The following is a 20,191-nucleotide window of genomic DNA, read 5'->3' as shown; positions in this document are numbered from 1 at the left end:
CTCTCAGGTATTCCACTTCTGTGTTACATCGATTTAAAAGGGAACACCATTTCTACATCAATGTGCCTTGAATTGAAAAACCTGAGAGACTCTGAACTGACCAGATATTTAATGAGATTGGTATTAATACAATAATTAACTGTCGTAGTACCGAGTTTGTTTGTGAATTTTAGCGCATCGTAAGGTGCGTATTTTTTTGCCCAAATATCGCAATTATTTAACCTTAACTTGGGATAATAGATGAAAGTATGATGATAAATGCAGAGATTTATCACTCACAAATTTGTCATGTTTTTTTGATTAATAAGCTGCACGTCTTACATACTCATAACGGCATCAATAGCGGGGCTATTGCCAGTTTTTTGGTGTGCAAAATAACGCTATTAGCAAAGCAAAGGACTGTTTGAAAGTCGTTTTTTATTCCGAATTCAGGTTATTTAGTCGAGCAGACTAAATAATGACTAAAAATATTCTCTTTTAACTCTGGGTGTTCATCTGAAAATTTGACGCCAATATTCAATGCATCTTCAACAGCTTGAACTTTCACTGCTGTGCCAATCAAAATACCAGAAAGATCGCTGTTAATTGAAATAATGATATGAAGTTGTTCACCTTTTTCGATATTCGCCACATTAGCATTTAACGTTAACAAGCATCCTGTAGAAGAAAAATCGAGCATTTTGGCACTTACTTTGTTGTCGTTATGCATAATAAAAACATCTTGTGCAACATTAACGCGTAATTGTTCTCTAATCTTTTTCTTTGTAATGGCTTTAGGCACACTCAAACACAGCATCCGTATCGGTTGATTAACAACTGATAAAATAGATGATTTAAAGGCAATTATATCTTTGAAACCACTATTAGTCATGGCCCTAATCACTATCTCAGCGCCAGCTAACATGTGTTGATAAGCCTCAGAAAAACCTTTGTTGGGATACTCAATCAAAATAAAACGGCCAAGTTGATAACCAATCATACTCGACCGAGACTGCACCGTTTTACCATTGGCAAAATGGATCTCAACAAATAACTCCATACCAATATCTATCAGTCGAAGATCTTCATAAAGTGAAGCATTCACTGGCGTCTTCATACGTTAATATCGTTCACATTGTTAAGCGTAATAGCCCCTAATTGTATCAATTTATCCACTCCATAAACAATCACTGACCTAAAGATAGCAGATTCAATAAAAGTAACTAAGTTAATCACATATCAGGTTCAATACAATCAGGCTAGCAAAAGCTAGCCTGATTGAATTCATTAAGTCTTCACTTTATAAATTTATTTTACAGTGAATTTAGTATCTTGATCTCTTAACAAGTACAGCGCAAAACACGCGGCCCACATTGGCCATGCTGCAAAAAACAGTAAGTTATTAAATGCATCAAAGTATTGATTAAACGCTGACAAGGTTGAAGCACCGTGCATTAAGAAAATCACGCCATAAGTGATGCGTTTTTTTATACCCAATACAAAAGCAAACACGAGCAATAATTGTAAGCCACCCATAATGTATGCTGCGACTTCACTCACGCCGCCAATGCCGTAAAACTTCTCAAATATTCTCATGCTATGGCCAGGATTAACAAACTTATCCAATGTCCACACTAGCATCACTAAAAATACACCTAAGCGTAAAGACAATAACGACCATTGCAATTTGCTTTGAACATCGCTAGTAAGTGTTGTTTGCATCATAATTCCTTAAAAAATATAAATAAAACTCATTATGTTGAGCTTTTAATAGGCTAAACTGATTTTGGCTAAAAAAGTTAATCAGCCGCCAATTGACCGAGTAACCCCCAATAATGTTGCACAAACACTTATGCCATTTAGTTCTAAAAAATTGAAATTCGACATAACATTATTGTAATAAACTCGTTAACCATTGGGTCTTTTAGACCATGTTCATTACAGTAGAAAAAATTATGCCTATTTATCGTTACCCTAACCGTTCACTTACCGCACTAGCTATTAGCGTAGCCTTGTATTCATCAATAGCTTCATCAATGGCTACAGCAGCCGAAGACACCTCTTCTATCGAAGTTATTCAGGTATCAGGTAAAACGATTAACGACAAAGGCATGTCACCTAAAAACAGCACTGTTGATGGCCCATTTGGTGACGGAATAGCATTAAAAGATATTGCCCGCTCAGTGACGCCTATCACCAGTGAAATGATTGAACAGCTTAATATCATTGACTTGTCTGACATTCAAAAAGTCAGCCCTAACAGTTACTCCGCTAGCGGCTTTGGTGCATCAAGCCTACCCACGATTCGTGGCCAACTAGGCGAGCTATATCAAGACGGTGTGCGTCGCCAAGCTGGCAACAATGGTTTTGGTGTACCCATGTCGTTTAACGCAGTCGAACAAATAGATGTGGTAAAAGGCGCACCGCCAGTGCTATTAGGCACCAGCCAACGTAATGGTGGATTTGTTAATATACATTCTAAAGTCGCGCCTACTGACGACCAGTTTGCTCATCTCACCTTATCAGGCGGTAGCTGGGATCATTACCGTGCACAAATAGATGTTGGCACCGACATCGTGCCCAATGAAAGCGGTATTCGCTTAAGTGCAGAACATATCGATAACGGCAGCTACTATGATTACTCTGGTTTTCAAAGCGACAGCGTTTTTGTGGCATTTCGTTTACTGCCAGACGATGCCAGCACTTGGGACATTAATGTCGAATACTATGATGTTGAGTTTACCGACAATGCGGGGATCAACCGCCCGACTCAAGCGTTAATCGACAACGGTTTGTACGTTACAGGTCAAGGTGTGCAGCCTAATGGCAGCACTATAGCTGGCGCCAATGCCATCGTATCGCCAACTGGGTTGGTTGAGATAGATCGTAGCCAAGTATTAACCGACCCCGACAATATCAATAACGCCCAAACCTTTTTACTTCACAGCACCTATGTGCGTGAGCTAAGCGATAAAGCGACCTTTAAAAATATCACTTACTATCAGCATTTAGCGCGCGAAGAAATTGCTCAAAATAGCTTTGTTGAAATTATTGATGGCGCAGATACCGCCCAAAACAGAGTTGAATTAGCCTATCAGTGGAACGATGCTCAAAGCACCATTACTGCTGTCGATATTCGTTATAACAAAGTATTAGGTTACAGCCAATTTACCACCGAAGCGGACTTACCTATCGACTTAACAGGTCCCATTGAAAACCGCCGTATTCCGCTTACTGCTGAGCAACAAGGTCGATTAGTTGAACTGCGCCCAGGTGTGTTTGTGTCACCCGGTGCCCAGTACGATACCAATGCCGATGGCAGCGGTGATTTTTCATTGTCAGACACCACTGACTCAACCAGTTGGCAAACGGGTTTAGCCATTCAACATAACAGCCAATGGACAGATAAGTTCTCGACCAGCGTAGGTTATCGTGCCGATTTTTATAATGTAGATGCGCGTGATGCCATTGCTCCACAAGGGCAAGTTGCTGCCAGCGATTCAATAAGTGAAATGCTTGAATCTGGCCAAGTCAGTTTGAGCTATCGCCTTAGTGACGATATCACTACCTATGCCAGTGCCAGTTATAACGAATCAACCTCAAACAGTATGGCTGGCGGCACCACATTAGGCGCCAACAACCAAATTAGTAGCCAAAACTTTGCCACCGAAAATACCCTGACTGAAGTGGGCATTAAGTACTCACCCACGGACAGTGCTTGGTATGTTGATGCGGCAGTGTTTGACCAAAAACGCAGTCTACGAAATCGTGATGGCAGCAATACCGGCATTCGCACTAAAGGCTTTGAAGCCCAAGCCTTTTATGATGCTGACCCGTTTTGGTTAAGCGCGGGCTACAGTTATTTAGACGCCCGTTATGATGACTCAGCCAGTAGCCAAGATACGGTACAAGTTGCCGATACATTTGATAACTCACGCCCAGACATTATTGCTGGCACAGGTATTGGCGCACCAAACTTCGCTTCATTTGCAGCGTCTGACCGCCGTGTACAAGGCCTTCCTGAACAAACGTTCACAATTAATGGCGGAATGTCGATTACTGAGAAATGGAAAGCAGGTTTCTCCGGTCTATATACCAAGAGTTACCCATTAGACTATTTAGCGACTGTGTATATTCGCGATCAATACACGCTTAACGTTAACACTCGCTATGATTTTACCGAGCAAACAAGTTTAAGGCTGGATGTGAATAACGTGACTAACCAAAAGAACTGGCGTCCGGTGTTTGAAGGCGGTTATTTCGGATCAACATTGGTTTTACCTGAACTACCTGTTAACGCTACCCTTACCTTACAGCATTCATTTTAAGGCTATAAATTATGTTTAAAAAAATTGTGTTATTACTGATTGCTGCATCATTAGTGGGATTATTTTTCCACTTTGATTTGCATCAATTACTGACCTTAGAGGGCCTAAAAGGCTCAATGAATGACTTTAGTCAATTACGTGAAGAGTCACCATTGTTGGTTATTGGCGGGTTCTTTTTATTGTATGTGGCCGTGACCGCATTGTCTTTACCTGGTGCCGCGATTCTTACCATCGCCTCGGGAGCCTTATTCGGCATCGTCGAAGGATTAATTATTGCGTCGTTTGCCTCGAGTATTGGCGCAACAATGGCATTTTTAGTGTCGCGTTATCTGTTGCGTGATTCAATTAAACAACGTTTTCCAGAGCGCTTAGCGGCCATTGATGCCGGAATTGAAAAAGAAGGTGGCTTTTACTTATTTACCTTACGTTTGGTACCAATATTTCCGTTCTTTTTAATCAACATGCTAATGGGTGTGACCGCCTTTAAATCGTGGACTTTCTATTGGGTAAGCCAAGTCGGTATGTTTTTGGGTACCTTTGTTTACGTTAATGCCGGTACTCAGCTGGCACAAATTGACAGCTTATCGAACATTTTATCGGTTAACCTTATCCTGTCGTTTGCACTATTAGGTTTATTTCCGCTTATCGCTAAGGCAATAGTCAATATGATCAAAAAACGTCGTGTATACAGCAAATGGACCAAGCCAGCTAAATTTGATCGCAACATGATTGTGATTGGCGCAGGTGCTGGTGGCCTAGTAACCAGTTATATTGCTGCCGCAGTAAAAGCTAAAGTGACCTTAATTGAAGCCGGCGAAATGGGCGGCGACTGCTTAAACTATGGCTGTGTGCCGAGTAAAGCGATTATTAAAAGCGCTAAAATTGCTCAGCAAATACGAAACGCCCATCATTACGGCTTAGAAGACAGCACTCCTGAATTCTCATTTAAAAAAGTCATGGCGCGGGTGCATCAAGTGGTGGCCGATATAGCTCCACACGACAGTGTTGAGCGTTACACTAATTTAGGTGTCGACGTAGTCAAAGGCTATGCAAAATTAGTTGACCCATGGACAGTTGAAATTAGCCACCCAGACGGTAACACCAGTCGCTTAACCGCGCGCAGCATTGTCATTGCTACAGGTGCTCGCCCGTTTGTGCCACCGTTACCAGGCATAGAAGAAGTCGGTTATGTTACCAGTGATACCTTGTGGGATGAGTTTGCAAAACTCGATACAACACCACAAAAATTAGTGGTACTAGGCGGCGGCCCAATTGGCTCTGAACTGGCACAAAGCTTTGCCCGTTTAGGCTCACAAGTGACTCAAGTTGAAATGGCTGAGCGCATCATGATCAAAGAAGATCTTGAAGTGTCTGAGTTTGCCACCCAAGCCTTGCAAAAAAGTGGCGTGAATATTTTAACCTCACATCAAGCGCTGCGCTGCGAACTGCGTGACGGTAAAAAATACCTTATCGTTAAACATCAAGAGCAAGAGTTAGCGTTAGAATACGACCAGCTTTTATGTGCAGTCGGTCGAAGCGCGCGCTTAAGCGGTTACGGCTTAGAAGAGTTAGGTATTGAAACCAACCGTACTATCGTCACCAATGAATACCTAGAAACCTTATACCCAAATATCTATGCGGCGGGTGACATTGTTGGGCCTTATCAATTTACTCACGTAGCTGCGCATCAAGGCTGGTACGCGGCAGTCAATGGACTGTTTGGCCACTTGAAAAAGTTCAAAGTCGATTACCGCGTTATTCCATGGACTACGTTTATCGATCCAGAAGTGGCTCGTGTGGGTATTAATGAATACGAAGCCAAACAGCAAGGTATTGATTACGAGGTGACTCGCTTTGATTTTGCCGAGCTTGATCGCGCCATTACCGACAGTGCTACCGAAGGGTTTATTAAAGTGATTACCCCTAAAGGTAAAGATAAAATCTTAGGTGTAACGGTCGTGTCTGAACACGCTGGTGATTTAATTGCTGAATTTGTATTGGCGATGAAACACGGCTTAGGGCTTAACAAGATTTTAGGCACAATACACAGTTACCCAACATGGGCCGAAGGCAACAAGTACGCTGCGGGTGAATGGAAGCGTAACCATGCACCAGAAACGGTGTTGCGCTGGTTAGAAAAATACCACACTTGGCGTCGTGGCTAGCCCGACGGAGAAATGACTCAGGTTCACGTAACTATGGTTCACGTAACTCTGGTTCACCTAGCTAAGGCTCACAAAGTTAGGCCTTAGCTTTTGAATCATTTAGATTTTGAATCATAAAGATGGATCTTAAAATAGGTCTCAGATAATGAAGAAATTAACGCGATGTGCTCAATCGTTTGTGCTGACTTTAGGTCTATTGTTGAGCTTGCTTACCAGTAATGCGGCTATTGCGGCTGTGGATGAGTTTGAGGTGCTTTCTGATGCTAATCATCTTGTGCAGAGCCAGACAAAAATGGCACTACATGATGAGTGGAATACCTTACTCAGCCGTCATGTAAAACCGATTAATTCAGGTCACAGTAGCGCGGTAGATTACGCCGCGATACAACAAGATCGAACCATATTGACCGACTATCTCAACCAATTAAGTCTGATAACCCAAGCAGAGTTTGATGCTTGGGACAAAGCATCGCAATTAGCATTTTTAATCAATGCTTACAACGCGTGGACAGTTGAGCTTATCTTAACTAAATACCCTGACCTCGACTCAATCAAAGATCTAGGCGGATTTTTTAGTTCTCCATGGGATAAAAGCTTTATTCCATTATTAGGTAAAACTCGCAGCCTCAATGATATTGAGCACAAACTAATTCGTGGTAGTGATCGTTACAACGACCCCAGAATCCACTTCGCGGTAAACTGTGCCAGCATTGGTTGCCCTGCACTGCGTGAAGAAGCCTACACAGGCGCTAAACTCGAGCTGCAATTAACCGAACAAACTGAACGTTTTCTTGCCGATAGCAGTAGAAATTATGCCAAGGGAGACAGCCTGTATTTGTCTTCTATCTTTAAATGGTATGGCGATGATTTTGCCAAAGGATTTCGTAACACTCATTCTATTGAAGCATTTTTACTGCTTTATTCCAATAGTAATAAAGGTGTTCTGACACTAACTCCTGCACAGCGTCAAGCGGCAGAAAAACAACAACTCGATATTGAATTTTTAGATTATGACTGGTCACTTAATGTTGCTGGCTAATTTTCGCTGGTGCAATATCGTTAGCACAGCCTTTTACTGCAATCTTATAAAATCTAAGGTTGCAGTAAGCTTTGGGCTTAGTGCTTTTTTGCTTGCCGCTGGTTTTTGGGCTGGTATAGCTCATGCTTCTGTAAACGATGTTGTAGATGTTGTAGACAAGCCGGTAGCTCAAACATCAACGTCATCATGGCCAGAGATTGAATCTCGAGGCGCCAATCAAGATGTGTACTTTCATGCTTGGGGCGGCGATCCGCAAATAAATAGTTATATTCAATGGGCTGCGAAGCAAGTTAAGCAGCAATATCAGATCAATTTACACCATGTAAAACTCACTGACACCAGCGAAGCGGTCAGCCGTGTATTAGCCGAAAAATCAGCAAATAATGATCATCAAGGTCAAGTCGATTTAGTGTGGATTAACGGTGAAAACTTTGCCGCCATGGCCAAGCATCTGCTACTCGCTCCAAATTGGGTTGATCAATTACCCAACTTTAGTTTAACCGACCCAGACAATAATCCTGCGATGACCCGCGATTTTGGCGTACCGACACAAGGTATGGAAGCGCCATGGGGTAAAGCTTCATTGACGTTTTACTACAACAGCCTAGTAACACTATCACCGCCGCAAACCTTGCAACAATTAAGTGTATGGGCCAAACAACACCCTGGCAGATTTACCTACCCTAAGCCACCTGACTTTCTGGCTACCAGCTTTTTAAAGTACGCCTTAATTGTACTGAACAACTCACAGCCTGAAGCGATTAAAAATCTTCTTTATCAACCCGCTACAACACAAAGCCAAGCTTTGCTATTACCAGTGCTTTGGCAATATTTAGATGAACTACATCCGCATTTATGGCGCAAAGGTCTACACTTTATGTCTAGCGGCATGGAGCTTCGCCGCTTAATCGGCGATGGAGAACTTGCTCTAGCGTTTACCTTTTCAGCCGCTGAAATTCCCGCGGCCGTTGCACGTTTTGAATTACCCGACAGCAGCCGTAGTTATCGTATGCAAGATGGCAGTTTGAGTAATATTCACTTTATCGCTATTCCCTATAATGCCGCTCATCGGGACAGCGCTAAATTAGTGGTTAACTTTTTACTCAGCCCACAAGCGCAAGCACACAAACAGCAAGCGAATATATGGGGCGACACCAGCGTGCTGGCACTGTCAAAGCTGACTGCCGAACAGCAGACTTGGTTTGAGCCACCCGCTCAGTCACATGCCAGTGCCACTATTGTTAACCAAGCAATCAGCCCAGCGTTAAGTGAGCCAGATCCAAGTTGGAGTAAGGTTATTACAAAGCTATGGTTACAACGCTATGGAGTGATGCAATGAACACGGTAGCCAAGCTGTTCAATCCAATTGTGCGCTTCAGTCCATTTATGATGATGGCTTTGTTACTGATCCCTGTATTGGGTGGGTTAATTGGCGTTATTCTGCCTGCGTTTGGTTGGATCCCAGCACTGGATCAAACCCATTTTAGCCTGAATGGTTTTCAGCAATTATGGCAAACGCCGGGCATTGGCCACATGGCGTTATTGAGTATCACCACCAGCTTGGTTAGTACCTTGTTGGCTTTTTTAATCACCATATTGATCCTAGCAAGTTACTTTACCAGTCCGTGGCTGGGTTATATTCAACGCCTTTTAGGACCTATTTTGGTTATCCCTCATGCTGCTGCAGCTATTGCTATTGGATTTCTTATCACCCCGTCTGGCATGTTGTCTCGCTTAGTGTCGCCTTGGTTAAGTGGTTGGGATGCTCCACCAGATTGGCTATATCCACACGATGCGATGGGGCTGAGTATTATTCTAGGCGTGACCTTAAAAGAACTGCCTTTTTTATTGCTAATGGCGCTAGGCGTATTAGCACAACCCGACCTTGGGCAAACATTGCGGGCACAACATAAAGTGGCATTGAGCTTAGGTTATTGCCCAATGACGGCTTTTTTCAAAGTAGTGTTACCCAGCTTGTATCCCCATTTGCGCTTACCAATATTAGCAGTATTGGCTTACGCCAGCGCCAGTGTCGAAATTCCCTTAATTTTAGGCCCTAACAATCCACCGACATTGGCTGTGGCAATTATGCAGTGGTTTCATGACGTGGACTTAAGCCTACGCATTAAAGCGTCAGCTGGGGCAATATTACAAATTCAACTGACGTTATTAGTATTAGCCTGTTGGTGGTTACTCGAACGCTTAGTGAGTCAATTTGCTAAGCCGATGTTAACCAATGGCGAGCGCGAATACGGCGGCGCTATCATCCAAAAGATAACCCATGTCATCACCGCCTTAATGTTAACTATCATCGGTTTGGCATTAGTGGGAATGCTGTTGTGGTCTTTTGCTGGCTTTTGGCATTTCCCTGATGCCTTACCGCAACAATTTGTAATGCTGCACTGGCAAACGGCATTACAACAAATGCACACACCACTTATCGACACGGTACTGATTGCCCTCTGCGCCACCGCTGTGGCGATAACTTTAACCTTGCTCACCTTAGAAGCGGAGCAGCATAGCGGAAAATCGCTATCGCTGCTGGGCAGTGTATTAATTTATCTGCCCTTGCTTATTCCAAGTATCGCGTTTTTATTTGGTTTGGTCTGGTTACTTGAGCAAATCAACAGCCAACATACTTTTATCAATGTGGTACTGGCCCATGTGTTGTTTGTATTACCTTATGTGTTTTTATCGCTGGCCAGTAGCTATCGTCGTTTAGACCCACGCCTTAGTATTGTTGCGGCCAGTCTTGGGGCTACCAAAGCAAAAATATTTTTCCGGATTAAACTGCCCATGCTAATTGGGCCGATATTCATTGCTTGCGCATTAGGTTTAGCCATTAGCTTTAGTCAATACTTACCCACTTTGCTTACTGGTGGTGGGCGTATTAACACCATAACCACCGAAGCGGTTTCGCTCGCCAATGGAGGAAGCCGTAGGATCAGTGCCGTATATGCGTTAATGCAAATGATCCTCCCCGCTTTAGGTTTTTTACTGGCTTGGCTATTGCCAAAAATGTTAGTCAAACGCCACCAACAAGGATAATAATGCAAACATTCGCGAGTACAGCCAACGGCTCAAATACCACCTCAACATCAGAACTCACCATTGATGGGCTGATCTTGCGTCGTCAGCAACAAAACTTATTATCATTAAGCGCGACCATTCGTGGCGGTGAAATATTAACCATTATGGGGCCATCTGGCAGCGGCAAATCAACGTTATTAAACTGGTTAACAGGCATGTTGCCAGCGGGCTTTAGTGCTGAAGGTCAATTGCATTTAAACGGCCAAAATATTACGAAAACAGCCAGTCATTTACGCCATATTGGTTTACTGTACCAAGACCCGTTATTGTTCCCGCATTTATCCGTGGCAGGAAACATCGGCTTTGCTATGCCGCCAAGCCCCAAAGCACAGCGACAAGCGGCAATTGGTGAAGCGTTAACCCAAGTCGGTCTGGGTGGATTAGAACAACGTGACCCGCAAAGTTTATCAGGCGGTCAGCAAGCCAGGGTGGCATTGTTGCGGGTACTACTGAGTCAACCCAAAGCTATATTATTAGACGAACCCTTTAGCAAACTCGACAGTCAGTTACGCCAAGAAACTCGACAATTAGTATTTGAGCAAATACGCCAACATCAGTTACCCGCCATTATGGTCACTCACGATCAAACTGATGCCGATGCAGCCGAAGGTAAGATAATCTCACTCGATAAAATAAATTGAACAAATAACCAATCGATTAATTGGAATAACCTTATGCTAGATAGATTTATCGCACCAATAATAAAACCACTGTTAGCACCAGTAGTGCAGCTATTAGACAAAAAGAATGTCCATCCTGATCAGCTCACTTTAGTGGGTTTCGGTTTAGGTATGTTGGCAGTACCTTTATTGGCATTACAACTTTGGTATAGCGCGCTATTTTTTATCGCACTGAATCGGATTATAGACGGACTTGATGGTGCCCTTGCACGCCATCAAAAACACACTAGCGAAGCGGGTGGCTATTTAGATATTTGTGTCGATTTTCTGTTTTATGCTGCCATTCCGCTCGGGTTCGCCTTAGCCAACCCTACAGAAAACGCCTTAGCCGCAGCAGTGTTGTTAACCGTGTTTATTGGCACTGGCTCAAGCTTTTTGGCCTTTGCCATACCGGCCGAAAAGCTACATTTGCCTCGACCACAATTTGCCAATAAGAGCTTTTATTTTTTAAACGGCCTAACCGAAGGCACCGAAACCATCGCCTTTTTCGTCGCATTTTGTTTGTGGCCGGCTTATTTCACAGAACTTGCCTATAGCTTTGCTTTTTTAGGCGCAATTACTATCTTCACCCGTATACACGGCGGCTATCACACCTTAAAAAATCAAACCGTAAATAACATTAAAAATGAAATAACATCGACACACAAAGTCCATCTTGAGGAACAACAAAATGATAGATGAAATGGCCGCTATCCGATTAGGGGTATTTTTAACCATTCTGGCGCTAATGATGAGCCTTGAAACATTATTTCCTGCAAGACAATTAGCCAAAAACCCCCAGACAGCTAATATGGCGACCCGCTGGGTCGGTAATTTTGGTTTATTGATTATTGCCTCTGTCATGGCTCGATTACTCTTACCACTAGGGCTAACCGGCTTTGCTTTGTATACCAACCAAATGCAATGGGGATTGTTACATGCCATAGATCTGCCTCTTTGGCTTGATATCAGCATCAGTGTATTACTATTGGACATGCTGATTTACTGGCAACATAGGTTATTTCATCGTATCCCCTTACTGTGGCGCTTACATAAAGTGCACCATGCCGATCGTCATGTCGACAGCAGTACCGCACTACGATTTCACCCTTTTGAAATGATCATTAGCATAGGTATTAAAGCATTGGCCATTATCGTACTCGGCATACCCGCTGAAGCGGTAATATTGTTCGAAATATTACTCAATGGTTTTGCAATCTTTAACCATGCCAACATACGTTTACCTCAACCTATCGAAAATGCGGCGCGCTATGTGTTAGTAACACAAGCATTGCATCGTATTCATCACAGCCAGATTATGGCCGAAAGTAACACTAATTTTGGTTTTAGTATTATTTGGTGGGACCGACTATTTGGCACTTACACCAGCGCCGCCAGTAAACCTGATGATGAAATTGATATTGGATTAACCGATTACCCCAACACGAAGCAAAATGCTTGGTTAAGTGGATTATTATGGATGCCTTTTACCACTAAAAAATAACGGATTAAATTGCTGAACCCCACCCCATTTGACAAAAACCTACATTTTGTACAACGTATTGTACTTGACCTATAAATGACATCGAATACGGTTCAGTGTTAATCGTTATGAGTATTTATTACCGATTTGTGATGTGTGACAAGCAAAGCACTTGATTAATAGGTGTAAGATTATCAATATATTCCTAATATATGGATAACGAATAGAACTAATATGATCGGTTTCACTCAACGTTTGAAAACAAAGATAGCCACTTTAGAGCAAGAGCTAATCGATAGAAAAAAGCAACACATTGATGAATTAGACCAATTACAACAAACCATTTCAGAGTTAAACCAACAATTAAATCAATCTAACCGTCATACTGAATACGATGCTGTACGCGCCAACTTACAATTACAAGGTGCAACAATGCTCAACGATATTCGTGATACCACTTTGGCTAATTCAATTAAGTTAGATAATGAAAAACAAATGCTGTCTGAAGTGGATAAATTATTCACCCAAACACGTGTAGCGATTGGCAGCTTAAAAAAACAATCAGAACATTTAAATGACCATGCCGAGAAAAGTATGACTACGGCAACAGAATTAAGCCAATCAGCAAATGGCATCAGTCAATTAGTATCATCTATCCAACAGATATCTGAGCAGACTAATTTACTGGCACTTAATGCCGCCATTGAAGCTGCCCGAGCAGGTGATGCTGGTCGTGGTTTTGCAGTGGTGGCAAGCGAAGTACGCCAATTGGCCAGTAATGCCCATGATGCCAGCGCCAATATTGAGAAATTAGTCGCCTCCGTGATTGAGCAAGCTGAGCAAATTAAACAGATGGTGGTTACAAACCAAACTTGTGCCAGTGACATTACAGTATCGTCGGAACAAATTAACCAAGTCGTATCCGATGTTTTGCAAAGCTCTGGGGTAATGAAACAAGTTATTGGTGAAGCGTCACTGACCGCCTTTTTAACGACGGTCAAATTAGACCATAGTGTGTGGAAAAGTAATGTATACAGCATATTAGCCAAAAATGATCTTAATACGAGTGTCAATAGCCACACAGAATGCAGACTAGGGAAATGGTATTACCAAGGCGAAGGACAACAATTCGCGAGTTTATCGAGCTTTAAAGCAATCGAGCAACCACATAAAACAGTACATAGTGCAGGAATAAACGCTGTAGAAGCAATGCGGCTGGGTGATAAAGATGGCATTTTGACTCACCTTGAAACCATGGAAGAAGCCAGCATCAGAGTTGTTCATGCTATCGATAATTTACTGGAACAAAGTTCACCGTAATTTACCGTACGTCCATTACATAATTAATTGAAATATTATGACCATTTATATTTACAAAAACTTGCAATTCATCCTCGACATATATTGTTTAATACATTGATTTTAGAAAGGTATTACGGTCTAATCCTATTACGGTAACTGTCGCATAGTATTGTATGAATTTCCTGAATTATTTTTTCCTGCTAAACGATGATAACAACGCCCATGAGTCAATACCAAACTGGCGAATAAGTACACTGAGGATAATGTTATTCTCAGGCATGTTACTGTGCATGGCAACTACGGTTGATACATTCAGCGAAGCGTTACAATTTAATTACTCTTGGATCATTGCGATTACGTTTGGCTTCACTTCTGTCTTATTTTTACTGTTATTGTCCAGTAAACGGTTCTACTATGCGTGTGCTCACATATTTCTCGTTGGTCTGGTAGTAGCAAGCTTAACCATAAATTTATTGCTTCCCGAATTAGCATTAGCCCAAATGGGATCGATGTTGATGTTTGCTTGCCCATCAATCGCGCTTATGCTGTTAGGCACAAGAGTGGCTATTTGCTATGCATTGTTAAATATTGCCCCGTTTTATATCATTTTGCATGATATCGACCTGTCTCAATACACTCTTATCGATAAACAACTTCCAGATGCAAATTGGTATATTACAGGCGTTGTTTTTCTATTTTTTAACATTTGTATTCCTTTTGCGGTAGCAAGAACAATAGTTGCAGCAAAGCGTCTAAACAAAGCAATCTTAGACTCAAATGCATATCTAAAAAACAAGAACGACTTATACCGTACCTTTTTTGCCGAATCCAATGTTCCAAAAATTATTGTTGATAATATGGGCATCATTACAGACGTTAATCAACAAGCGGCAGCTTTGCTCAATTTTCCCAATACTCTTGATAATGAAGAATTATTGTTTGCAACAGTCTTTCCACATTTAAAAAGTTGTAACGCCGACAAGCAAGATACTCTATTGCCATTTAACAATACGTACCAACGTGTTGTACATCAGCAGGTAACCGACTCCAATTTTTGTGTTTATGAATTTCATGATTGCACTGTAGAGCAAAATATTAAAGACAACATGACCGCAATGGAGCAAGAAAATAAACGTCTCCGCTATCGTGATGCTCAAACACAGTTACCTAATCGAGATTGGTTTGAACTGCAGTGCGATCGCCTTATTGCAAAATACAGAAGAGGCTTTTATGTGGTGGTTGCCCAAAGCGCCAATAATGAATATCTGAATATTAAATTTGGTAATAATAACTCACAAACCATCACCAAAACGGCCTTTACACGCCTTCGAAATTGTATCGAGGGACCTTTATTATGTGCTCATATTGGCCCAGGTAAAATTGCGTTTATTCTTGGCAGTCGAAATGAAACAGACTTGTTTAACCGTTTACCTAAAATCAAATGTATCCTAGATGAAGACTATAATTTACTTGGCATAAAATCTTCACAATCATTTCTGTTTGGCATTGCCCATTGTCCTGAAGACGGGGATGCAAGCAGTAAGCTCGTCGCCAATGCCATTGAAGCGCTAAAACAAGCTAATACAAATGAGGTGTTTAGTCTTTACGATGAAACCAATTCACAAAGTTTTTTAGAAAAATATGAAATATCGATGTTACTCGATGAAGCATTACAGCAAGGTGAACTTGAAGTACATTATCAACCAAAAGTAACAAGCGCAGGAAAATGTATTGGTCTTGAAGCCCTAGCACGCTGGCATAGTCCTATTCTCGGCCATGTCTCACCTGCGGTATTTATTCCTATTGCAGAGGAATACAGGATGATCAGCCGGCTAACCGATTTAGTCGTTCAAAAAGTGTGTAGTCAAGTGAGTCATTGGACCCAACAAGGGCTTACTTGCGTCCCAGTGGCAATCAACATATCCCTAATCGACTTTAGCCAAACAGATTTTATGGCTAAATTAGTCAAACATTTAGCGGATTTTAATGTCAGCCCTAAGCAGGTTGAACTCGAGCTGACAGAGACGTCTTTGGAAGCCAATCAAGCTCACTCACTCACCTTAATGAAAACACTACAAGCGTGGGGTTTTACGATTTCAGTGGATGATTTTGGTGTAGGTTATTCTAATATTGCACGCTTAGCTGACTACCCAATAAATAAACTAAAATTAGACCGCTCACTGATCAGCCAAGTCACAACGTCAACACGTCAAAATAGCTTAGTTAAAGCCATACATAATATGTGCGAAGAGCTGAATATTAAATGCGTGTCTGAAGGTGTTGAAACAGCTGAACAAGTCAAAATAATGGCCAATATGGGTTGTAAAGAATTCCAAGGTTTTTACTTTTCAAAACCACTTACACCGGAGCAGTTTTATCAGCATATCACCCAGCAAGGGCTAGTATTTCATCACCAAGATATCCCCTTAGAAGCCTAATACCATTGATGATATAACTAAAAAACTGTCCCACATCCCCTCTATAATATCGACAATGGTACGCTAATACGTTAAAGCATAATTAGCCCAAAATTTCTGGCACTTTGGAAGCACCAAAACTAACGTCTCACTCAATTAAATTGTGCCAGTTTTCACTAATTCAAAGCGACCATGATATATTAGCGCCCATTCGTATTTGCTCATTCAGTTAAGGTTTACACATGAAAATTGGTATTATTGGTGCAATGGAGCCAGAAGTGGTTCATTTAGTTCAAGCAATTATTGAACCCGTGCACACTACAATTGCTGGAATAGAATTTATTAGTGGCAACATTGCCGGTAAAGACGTGGTGGTTACTCGTTCTGGTATCGGTAAAGTAGCTGCCAGTATTGCAACCACATTATTGGTGGAAAAATTTGCTGCAACTCATGTGATTAATACCGGATCTGCTGGTGGTTTTGTTGATACTTTAGCTATTGGCGATATTGTTATTTCATCAGAAGTTCGCCATCACGACGTAGATGTCACCGCATTTGGTTACGAGATTGGCCAAATGGCTCAACAACCAGCAGCATTTATGCCAGACAATATGTTAGTCAATGCAGCAAAAGAAGCCGTGGCATCATTAGGTGAAGTAAACACTATTGAAGGGTTAATCTGTACTGGTGACAGCTTTATTTGCGACCCAGAACGCACTAAAGTCATGCGTGAAAACTTCCCCACGATGGCAGCATGTGAAATGGAAGGTGCAGCAATTGCACAAGTCTGCCACCAGTTTAAGGTGCCATTTGTGGTCATTCGTTCTTTATCAGACAATGCCAATAATGACTCGCCAGTAGATTTTGACTCATACATTATTAAAGCTGGATTGCACTCTGCCATGATGGTTACAGCATTGTTACAAAAACTCTAAGCAATTGACTCTTGGCTGAGGGATTTTGTAATACCTCAGCTAATAAACTAAATTAATTCAACAACTGACAACTATTGAGTATCTATGATCGATCAATTATTCAATCCTCAATTACTTAGCCAAGATAGTGGGCTATTGCAAAGCTGTTGTATTGTGTTTAGTGCGTTAGTGTTAGCTCGTTTTGCCCCAATCCCTAGAGATTTGCAACCCTTATTGTGGTTTAACCAAATTGCGACTCTATTGGCAACCAAGGTGAACCACCCCGAACGGGCCATTAGCCAACAACTTACCGCTGGCATATTAGCGACACTGATTCTAATTGTGCCTATTGGAATGATTGTTAGCTTTTTACTGAGTGTTGCCGCTTATCCATGGTTTTTTGAACTGCTAATTTTGTATTTTTGTTTATGTGATTCAGCCTTTAAGCCCGTCGCAGAAAAAATAGTCGATGCAATAAAAGCCGGTAAAAAGCAAGATGCAAAGCAATTACTGGCTCCGTGGGTACGACAAAATACTCAAGTGTTATCTGAAGTCGGATTAAGTAAAACAACTATCGAAAAGCTTTTTATCACCCCCATTTATGGCACTTTAGCCACCATTTTGTTTTTTGCCTTAGGTGGAGCAACCATGGCACTAGTCGTTCGAATGCTAAGACAGCTAGAACACTGCTGGCCACCATACCATCCACACTTTCATGTTTTTGCTAGCTTTATCGGCCAATTGAATCGAGTCATATTCTTTATCCCAACCTTGTTATGGCATTGCTCTCTTGCCATTCAGTTTGGGCTATTAGGGGTAAAGTCTATTGTGTCAGCCACAACCAAGACCAATAAAAACCAATTAAATAATCATTACAGTAGTTATGCATTGGCAGCAAAGTTATTGAAAATAGAGCTGGGTGGCCCACAACAATTTAGCGACAATAGTCACTCAATACGTGTCGATTTAGCCAAAGTTAAAGCGGGTCCATTACCTGATAATCGACACATCAGCCAAGCCATTACGATTACTCACACAGCCAATCTTTTTTGGATTTGTTTAACCTTGTTGTTACCTCTAATTTGGACAGGGTTAAGATTACTTTAAACATATAAATCTTGTTTTAAACAGGCTATCATTTAGCTCAAATAGAATGGCTGCACATGCTAAATTAGGAATATCATTTTGTTCGACAGTTTACAGGTATCGTTAACAACGCCAGCGTTATTATTTCCAGCGATTTCGTTATTATTATTAGCGTATACAAATCGCTTTTTTTCATTAGCAGCGCTGATCCGTCAATTAAGTAACAACAACAAGCCAGTACAAGGCGATCAAATTAAAAACTTACGCCAACGCATTATTATCATTCGAAAAATGCAAGAAGCCGGCGTTAGTAGTTTTGCCATGTGTGTGTTTTGTATGATTTTAATTTACACCGGTTTTAACCAAACAGGCTCTATAGTGTTTGGCTTAAGCTTATTACTGCTGCTTTATTCATTAATTTTATCGGTTATTGAAATTCGTATTTCTGTCGATGCACTTAATATTCACCTTAAAGAGCTAAGTAAATGAGCCAATGGATCTACTTTTTTGATTTATGTGGCACAGCTGTATTTGCGCTTTCTGGGGCGTTAGCCGCGGGTAAGCATCGTATGGATCCTTTCGGTGTTATCGTATTGGCATCTGTTACCGCTATTGGCGGCGGCAGTATTCGTGATGCATTAATTGGTGCAACACCGGTATTTTGGATCCGCGATCCCAACTATATTATTGTTATTTTGGCGACAGTGATAGCTTGCTTAGTTTTAGTGCGTAAACCCTATAAACTTCCCACAGCAACCTTACCTATTGCTGATGCATTTGGTTTAGCATTATTTACCATTATTGGTGCAGAAAAAGCCTTATCGTTAGGATTATCTGGTATGGTCGCAGTAGTAATGGGATTAATTACAGGCGTCGGTGGCGGCATTATTCGTGATTTATTATGCAGACAAGTACCGATGGTATTGCGAACAGAGGTCTACGCAACCGCTTCCATCGTTGGTGGTATAGGTTATACCTTCAGCCTATTTGCCGGAATGGATAGCATGACCTCTTTGCTCATAGCCATGTTCAGTACCCTAATAATCCGTTTAAGTGCAATACGTTGGCACTTATCTTTGCCAGCTTTTGATTTGAAAACAAAGAGAATTTAATGTGCGAATAATCTTAATATTATGCTGTTTAATATTGAGCTTTCCAAGTAAAGCCAATATTGGTGATATGCCGCGCGAACAGCAGCTCGCGATGCAATATATGGAAGCATTAACAGACCATAACTATACTGTTTTACGAAGATTTTATTCTCGCGATACTATTTTTTACGACAAAACAGCCAATACGACTTATACCGGTGGTCGGCATATTATTGAATTTTTACAACGTGCCCATGAAGGGGTCTTAGAATACCGTTTAAACGTAGAACATATGTTTAATACCGGCTCTCTCGTCGTTATAATTGGCAGTTACCGCTTACGAGGTCCTGGCGATCAATATGGTAAACCCGGAAAAATAATCGACCTTGCGGTACCAGGCGTCACCACACTTAAATTCGACAACATGACCGAACGCTTGGTTGAACAAATGGATTTAATGGATTATCAAACAATGACCGACCAACTGGCATCACAATAACTTATCCCCATAAATTATACCAATCCCATTAAATATCTGGTCAGTTCAGAGTCTCTCAGGTTTTTCAATTCAAGGCACATTGATGTAGAAATGGTTGTTCCCTTTTAAATCGATGTAACACAGAAGTGGAATACCTGAG

The 20,191-nt window shown here is 41.5% G+C and carries 17 protein-coding genes; 15 read left to right on the top strand and 2 right to left on the bottom strand.

Annotated features, from left to right (window positions below):
* Positions 1-433: 433 nt before the first annotated feature.
* Both ACWXWT_RS14380 and ACWXWT_RS14375 read right to left on the bottom strand, forming a co-directional pair.
* On the bottom strand, positions 434-1,096 hold the full coding sequence (locus tag ACWXWT_RS14380) for a flagellar brake protein (RefSeq protein WP_456042264.1): 663 nt from the start codon (positions 1,094-1,096) through the stop codon (positions 434-436).
* A 191-nt stretch (positions 1,097-1,287) separates the two neighbouring features.
* Positions 1,288-1,701, bottom strand: a complete 414-nt coding sequence (locus ACWXWT_RS14375; RefSeq protein WP_350433386.1) for a hypothetical protein — start codon at positions 1,699-1,701, stop codon at positions 1,288-1,290.
* Positions 1,702-2,015: 314 nt separating this feature from the next.
* Here ACWXWT_RS14375 and ACWXWT_RS14370 point away from each other — a divergent pair, with 314 nt between their 5' ends.
* The 15 genes from ACWXWT_RS14370 to ACWXWT_RS14300 all read left to right on the top strand — a co-directional run bounded on the left by ACWXWT_RS14370 (position 2,016) and on the right by ACWXWT_RS14300 (position 20,052).
* Positions 2,016-4,307 (top strand): TonB-dependent receptor, encoded by a 2,292-nt coding sequence (locus ACWXWT_RS14370; RefSeq protein WP_456042266.1) that lies wholly within the window; start codon positions 2,016-2,018, stop codon positions 4,305-4,307.
* An 11-nt stretch (positions 4,308-4,318) separates the two neighbouring features.
* On the top strand, positions 4,319-6,472 hold the full coding sequence (locus ACWXWT_RS14365) for an FAD-dependent oxidoreductase (protein ID WP_456042263.1): 2,154 nt from the start codon (positions 4,319-4,321) through the stop codon (positions 6,470-6,472).
* A 292-nt stretch (positions 6,473-6,764) separates the two neighbouring features.
* Entirely contained in the window at positions 6,765-7,511 is a 747-nt protein-coding gene (locus ACWXWT_RS14360) for a DUF547 domain-containing protein (protein ID WP_342859731.1), read from the top strand.
* A gap of 115 nt (positions 7,512-7,626) precedes the next feature.
* Positions 7,627-8,850 (top strand): ABC transporter substrate-binding protein, encoded by a 1,224-nt coding sequence (locus ACWXWT_RS14355; RefSeq protein WP_456042265.1) that lies wholly within the window; start codon positions 7,627-7,629, stop codon positions 8,848-8,850.
* Complete coding sequence (locus ACWXWT_RS14350) at positions 8,847-10,559, top strand: ABC transporter permease (protein WP_456042262.1); 1,713 nt, start codon at positions 8,847-8,849, stop codon at positions 10,557-10,559. The genes ACWXWT_RS14355 and ACWXWT_RS14350 overlap by 4 nt, the downstream gene beginning before the upstream one ends.
* Positions 10,560-10,561: 2 nt before the next feature.
* Positions 10,562-11,242 carry an ATP-binding cassette domain-containing protein gene (locus tag ACWXWT_RS14345; RefSeq protein ID WP_456042261.1) on the top strand — a complete coding sequence of 227 codons (681 nt, stop codon included), beginning with the start codon at positions 10,562-10,564 and terminating at the stop codon, positions 11,240-11,242.
* 33 nt (positions 11,243-11,275) lie between these two features.
* Positions 11,276-11,962, top strand: a complete 687-nt coding sequence (locus tag ACWXWT_RS14340; protein WP_456042260.1) for a CDP-alcohol phosphatidyltransferase family protein — start codon at positions 11,276-11,278, stop codon at positions 11,960-11,962.
* The gene (locus ACWXWT_RS14335) at positions 11,952-12,764 is read left to right on the top strand and encodes a sterol desaturase family protein (RefSeq protein ID WP_456042259.1); all 813 of its coding nucleotides are present in this window, start codon (positions 11,952-11,954) and stop codon (positions 12,762-12,764) included. Before ACWXWT_RS14340 ends, ACWXWT_RS14335 begins: the two co-directional genes overlap by 11 nt.
* A gap of 213 nt (positions 12,765-12,977) precedes the next feature.
* Positions 12,978-14,063, top strand: a complete 1,086-nt coding sequence (locus ACWXWT_RS14330; RefSeq protein ID WP_456042258.1) for a methyl-accepting chemotaxis protein — start codon at positions 12,978-12,980, stop codon at positions 14,061-14,063.
* A 272-nt stretch (positions 14,064-14,335) separates the two neighbouring features.
* Entirely contained in the window at positions 14,336-16,483 is a 2,148-nt protein-coding gene (locus ACWXWT_RS14325; protein WP_456042257.1) for an EAL domain-containing protein, read from the top strand.
* A 221-nt stretch (positions 16,484-16,704) separates the two neighbouring features.
* Positions 16,705-17,397 carry a 5'-methylthioadenosine/adenosylhomocysteine nucleosidase gene (locus ACWXWT_RS14320; protein WP_456042256.1) on the top strand — a complete coding sequence of 231 codons (693 nt, stop codon included), beginning with the start codon at positions 16,705-16,707 and terminating at the stop codon, positions 17,395-17,397.
* Positions 17,398-17,481: 84 nt separating this feature from the next.
* Entirely contained in the window at positions 17,482-18,483 is a 1,002-nt protein-coding gene (locus tag ACWXWT_RS14315) for a cobalamin biosynthesis protein CobD/CbiB (protein WP_456042255.1), read from the top strand.
* Between the two features lie 78 nt (positions 18,484-18,561).
* The gene (locus ACWXWT_RS14310) at positions 18,562-18,951 is read left to right on the top strand and encodes a DUF2721 domain-containing protein (protein ID WP_456042254.1); all 390 of its coding nucleotides are present in this window, start codon (positions 18,562-18,564) and stop codon (positions 18,949-18,951) included.
* Positions 18,948-19,574 carry a trimeric intracellular cation channel family protein gene (locus tag ACWXWT_RS14305; RefSeq protein ID WP_456042253.1) on the top strand — a complete coding sequence of 209 codons (627 nt, stop codon included), beginning with the start codon at positions 18,948-18,950 and terminating at the stop codon, positions 19,572-19,574. Before ACWXWT_RS14310 ends, ACWXWT_RS14305 begins: the two co-directional genes overlap by 4 nt.
* Before the next feature lies 1 nt (position 19,575).
* A complete protein-coding gene (locus tag ACWXWT_RS14300) occupies positions 19,576-20,052 on the top strand; it encodes a nuclear transport factor 2 family protein (RefSeq protein WP_456042252.1) in 477 nt (158 codons plus the stop codon).
* The last annotated feature ends 139 nt before the right edge of the window (positions 20,053-20,191 follow it).

This window comes from Shewanella sp. A22 (assembly GCF_053850585.1).
This window is presented reverse-complemented; position numbering and strand designations above follow the sequence as displayed.

Coding starts and splice junctions, on each gene's coding strand:
- ACWXWT_RS14380 (WP_456042264.1), bottom strand. CDS start 1,096: ATGAAGACGCCAGTGAATGCTTCACTTTATGAAGATCTTCGACTGATA.
- ACWXWT_RS14375 (WP_350433386.1), bottom strand. CDS start 1,701: ATGCAAACAACACTTACTAGCGATGTTCAAAGCAAATTGCAATGGTCG.
- ACWXWT_RS14370 (WP_456042266.1), top strand. CDS start 2,016: ATGGCTACAGCAGCCGAAGACACCTCTTCTATCGAAGTTATTCAGGTA.
- ACWXWT_RS14365 (WP_456042263.1), top strand. CDS start 4,319: ATGTTTAAAAAAATTGTGTTATTACTGATTGCTGCATCATTAGTGGGA.
- ACWXWT_RS14360 (WP_342859731.1), top strand. CDS start 6,765: ATGGCACTACATGATGAGTGGAATACCTTACTCAGCCGTCATGTAAAA.
- ACWXWT_RS14350 (WP_456042262.1), top strand. CDS start 8,847: ATGAACACGGTAGCCAAGCTGTTCAATCCAATTGTGCGCTTCAGTCCA.
- ACWXWT_RS14345 (WP_456042261.1), top strand. CDS start 10,562: ATGCAAACATTCGCGAGTACAGCCAACGGCTCAAATACCACCTCAACA.
- ACWXWT_RS14340 (WP_456042260.1), top strand. CDS start 11,276: ATGCTAGATAGATTTATCGCACCAATAATAAAACCACTGTTAGCACCA.
- ACWXWT_RS14335 (WP_456042259.1), top strand. CDS start 11,952: ATGATAGATGAAATGGCCGCTATCCGATTAGGGGTATTTTTAACCATT.
- ACWXWT_RS14330 (WP_456042258.1), top strand. CDS start 12,978: ATGATCGGTTTCACTCAACGTTTGAAAACAAAGATAGCCACTTTAGAG.
- ACWXWT_RS14325 (WP_456042257.1), top strand. CDS start 14,336: ATGGCAACTACGGTTGATACATTCAGCGAAGCGTTACAATTTAATTAC.
- ACWXWT_RS14320 (WP_456042256.1), top strand. CDS start 16,705: ATGAAAATTGGTATTATTGGTGCAATGGAGCCAGAAGTGGTTCATTTA.
- ACWXWT_RS14315 (WP_456042255.1), top strand. CDS start 17,482: ATGATCGATCAATTATTCAATCCTCAATTACTTAGCCAAGATAGTGGG.
- ACWXWT_RS14305 (WP_456042253.1), top strand. CDS start 18,948: ATGAGCCAATGGATCTACTTTTTTGATTTATGTGGCACAGCTGTATTT.